Below are 3,312 nucleotides of genomic sequence, written 5' to 3' on the forward strand. Positions count from 1 at the left end.
GCCGCATCGCCGTCGCCCAGAACGGCGGCAAGGCCGTGCTGGTCGAGATCAACTCCGAAACCGACTTCGTCGCCAAGGACAGCAACTTCCTGGCCTTCACCGACACCGTCGCCCAGGTCGCGCTGACCTCCGGCGCCGCCGACGTGGAAGCCCTGAAGGCCGCCAAGGTGCCGTCGGGCGAGACCGTCGAGGAAACCCGCGCCGCGGTCATCGCCAAGGTCGGCGAAAACCTGCAGGTCCGCCGCATGGTCGCCATCGACAGCGCCAACAACGTCGCCGCGTACGTGCACGGCGGCAAGATCGGCGTGCTGATCGAGCTCAAGGGCGGCGACGCCGACCTGGCGCGCGGCCTGGCGATGCATGTCGCGGCGATGAACCCGCCGCACATCAAGGCCAGCGACGTGCCGGCCGCGTTCGTCGAGAAGGAAAAGGAAATCGAGCTGGCCAAGATGTCCGAGAAGGACAAGGCCAAGCCGGCCGACATCCTGGAGAAGATCATCGGCGGCAAGATCGCCAAGATCGTCAACGAAGTCACCCTGTACGGCCAGCCTTACGTGCTGAACACCGACCAGACCGTCGAGCAGGTGGTCAAGGCCGCCGGCGCCGACGTGGTCAGCATGCAGCGCCTGGCCGTGGGCGAAGGCATCGAGAAGCAGGTCGACGACTTCGCCGCCGAAGTCATGAAGCAGGCCGGCCTGGCGTAAGCTCAGCCGCTGCGAAGCGACACGAAAAAGGCCGCGGATTCCGCGGCCTTTTTCTTTGTTCGGGATTCGGGATTCGGGAGTCGGGCAACGGTGGATTCGCCTGCTGTCGCGCCTCCGCAGGCGGGCATCCAGGGCTTCATCGCGGCATGCCTCCAAAGCGCCTGGATTCTCGCCCTCGCCGCATCGCCTCACTCGATCGGCGGACAGGATTCGGAGTAGTACGAACTCTGCGACAGGTACACCCACTGCCCGCCGGTCCAGCGGTACTTCATCGTCACGATCTCGTAGGCCCAGCCGCGGTCTTCGCAACGGGTCTGGGTCACGATCTCGCCCTCGACCGGGTCGGCCTGGGCCACCGGCAGCAACAGCAGCAGGCCCGACAGGCCCAGCGCGCGCAACGCATTCCGATACGTCATCACACCCCTCCTGGGAACGGCGAACGTCTCGCCGACGTCGATCTTAACCAGACCGGGGCGCAGCGCCCGGGGCGCGCCTGTCAGATCCGACAGGCCGGTCGCGGCGGCGGCGACCGCCGTCGCCAGGCCGCGAACGGAGGGCGCGGGCAAGAAAAAGGCCGCGTCGACGACGCGGCCTTTCGGACCCGGCGAACCCGCGGTCGGACTCAACCCTGCTGCTGGAAATACACTTCTTCGTACGGCTGCACCACGACCCAGCCGGTGCCGGCGAACTTGAGCTGCACGCTCTCGCCCGAACCGCGGCCGAGCAAGGTGCCGAACGAAATGTCGGTGACGATGTCCGGGCTCAGTCCGCCCGACCAGGCCACGGTCGCGTTCGGGTCGGTGAACACCGGCTGGTCCGGGGTCACCGCCAGGGTCAGCGGCTCGTAGTGCGAGGTGATCGCGACCACGCCCTGGCCGCTGAGCTTGATGTTGAACAGGCCGCCCGAGACCATGCCGGCGACCTTGCGCATCATCTTGATGTCCGAAGCGATGCCGTCCTCGTAGGCCAGCACGTCGTTGCCGTTGACGAAGATCGACTCGCCGTTCAGGCGCAGCAGGGTGATCTTCTTGCCGGCGTCGGCGATGTAGACCCGGCCCTGGCCTTCCATCTTCATCAGCTGGGTGCCTTCGCCGCTGATCGCCTTCTTCAGCAGGTTGCCCAGGCCCTGCTCGAGCATGCCCTGGCGCACGAACTTGACCCCGCCGCGGTAGGCGACCATCGAACCGGCCTTGGCCCAGACCCGGCCGTTGAGCTTGACTTCCAGCAGGTGCGAGCTTTCCAGTTCGAACGCCTCCGGGCTGAGGTCCTTCTGCTTGGAGGATTCAAGGAATTCGTTGAGGTTCTTGATCGACACGGTCCATCTCCTTGGGTGGTGCGCGGCGCGCGCCGCGGCGGCGCCGGCGCGATGCGGCGGTCCCGCCATGGGACCGGCGGCCGATCATACGGGATCGCCGCGGCACGTCGATGGCCGATGCGGTCTCGATCGGCGCGCGACCGCGGTCGCAGGCCGCCCCGTCCCGCCGCGGGCGCCGGGCGCTGGCCGCTTTCCCCAATCGCAGCCAAATCCGCCGCGATCGGCGCGATTCCGCACGCCGCAGCATGGAGGGCTTGGGCTACAATTCCGCCGCCCGTCGCTCCCCCGAGAAATCCCATGTCCCAGCTCGCCTATCGCCGTGTCCTGTTGAAACTTTCCGGCGAGGCGCTGATGGGCGACGAGGACTACGGCATCGATCCCAAGGTGATCGGCCGCCTCGCCCGCGAAGTCATCGAAGTCCAGCAGGCCGGCGCCGAAGTCGCGCTGGTCATCGGCGGCGGCAACATCTTCCGCGGCGCCGGCCTCGCCGCCGGCGGCATGGACCGGGTCACCGGCGACCAGATGGGCATGCTCGCCACGGTCATCAACGCCCTGGCCATGCAGGACTCGCTGGAGAAGCTCGGCGCCAAGGTGCGCGTCATGAGCGCGATCAAGATCAACGACGTGTGCGAGGACTACATCCGTCGTCGCGCCATCCGCCATCTGGAAAAGGGCCGCCTGGCGATCTTCGCCGCCGGCGTCGGCAGCCCGTTCTTCACCACCGATTCCGGTGCCGCCCTGCGCGCGATCGAAATCGGCGCCGACCTGCTGCTGAAGGCGACCAAGGTCGACGGCGTGTACGACAAGGACCCGAAGAAGCACAGCGACGCGGTGCGCTTCGACAAGCTCAGCTACGACGAAGTGATCAGCCGCGATCTGCAGGTCATGGACACCGCCGCGTTCGCGCTGTGCCGCGACAGCGAGCTGCCGCTGCGCATCTTCGACATGGGCCAGCCGGGCGTGCTGCTGAAGATCCTGCGCGGCGAGAACATCGGCACCCTGGTGCAGGGCCGCGGCTAAACCGCCGCCCCGCCCCGCTCGCGACGGCCGCCTCCGGGCGGCCGTTCTCGTTCAGGGGCCGGCATGCGCGACCGCTTCCGGCCCGGCCGGCTCAGCCTTCGCGGCTGATTTCGCGCGTCGCCTGGGCGGCTTCGCGCGCGGCCTGCTCGGCTTCTCGGGTCGCTGCGGCGGCTTCGCGCAAGGCCTGCGCGGCGGCGCGCCGGGCCTGCTCGGCGATGCGCTCGGCCTCCACTTGCCCGCCGGCCGCCTGGCGCGCCTGCCGCTCGGCGCGGG

General features: G+C 68.5%; 5 protein-coding genes. 2 read left to right on the plus strand and 3 right to left on the minus strand.

Going from position 1 to position 3,312, the window contains the following annotated elements; translation table 11 throughout:
• Positions 1-704 (plus strand): translation elongation factor Ts (tsf, locus tag TX83_RS21120; RefSeq protein WP_064749961.1); only part of this gene is annotated, 704 nt, incomplete at its 5' end.
• Between the two features lie 188 nt (positions 705-892).
• On the opposite strand, the gene TX83_RS23035 is transcribed toward tsf, so the two are convergent.
• Together TX83_RS23035 and TX83_RS21130 are read right to left on the minus strand one after the other, a co-directional pair.
• A complete protein-coding gene (locus TX83_RS23035) occupies positions 893-1,120 on the minus strand; it encodes a hypothetical protein (RefSeq protein ID WP_141233616.1) in 228 nt (75 codons plus the stop codon).
• 206 nt (positions 1,121-1,326) lie between these two features.
• Complete coding sequence (locus TX83_RS21130; RefSeq protein WP_064749963.1) at positions 1,327-2,019, minus strand: AIM24 family protein; 693 nt, start codon at positions 2,017-2,019, stop codon at positions 1,327-1,329.
• Positions 2,020-2,316: 297 nt separating this feature from the next.
• Between TX83_RS21130 and pyrH the strand changes: the two genes are divergently transcribed.
• Positions 2,317-3,039: a UMP kinase gene (gene pyrH, locus TX83_RS21135; RefSeq protein ID WP_064749964.1), complete on the plus strand. Its 723-nt coding sequence runs from the start codon at positions 2,317-2,319 to the stop codon at positions 3,037-3,039.
• A 91-nt stretch (positions 3,040-3,130) separates the two neighbouring features.
• On the opposite strand, the gene TX83_RS23545 is transcribed toward pyrH, so the two are convergent.
• Positions 3,131-3,312, minus strand: a 182-nt coding sequence (locus TX83_RS23545; RefSeq protein WP_186442674.1) for a hypothetical protein, incomplete at its 5' end; no start/stop codon positions are given.

Origin of the sequence: Lysobacter antibioticus HS124 (assembly GCF_000336385.2) — a bacterium.
GTDB lineage: Bacteria > Pseudomonadota > Gammaproteobacteria > Xanthomonadales > Xanthomonadaceae > Lysobacter > Lysobacter firmicutimachus.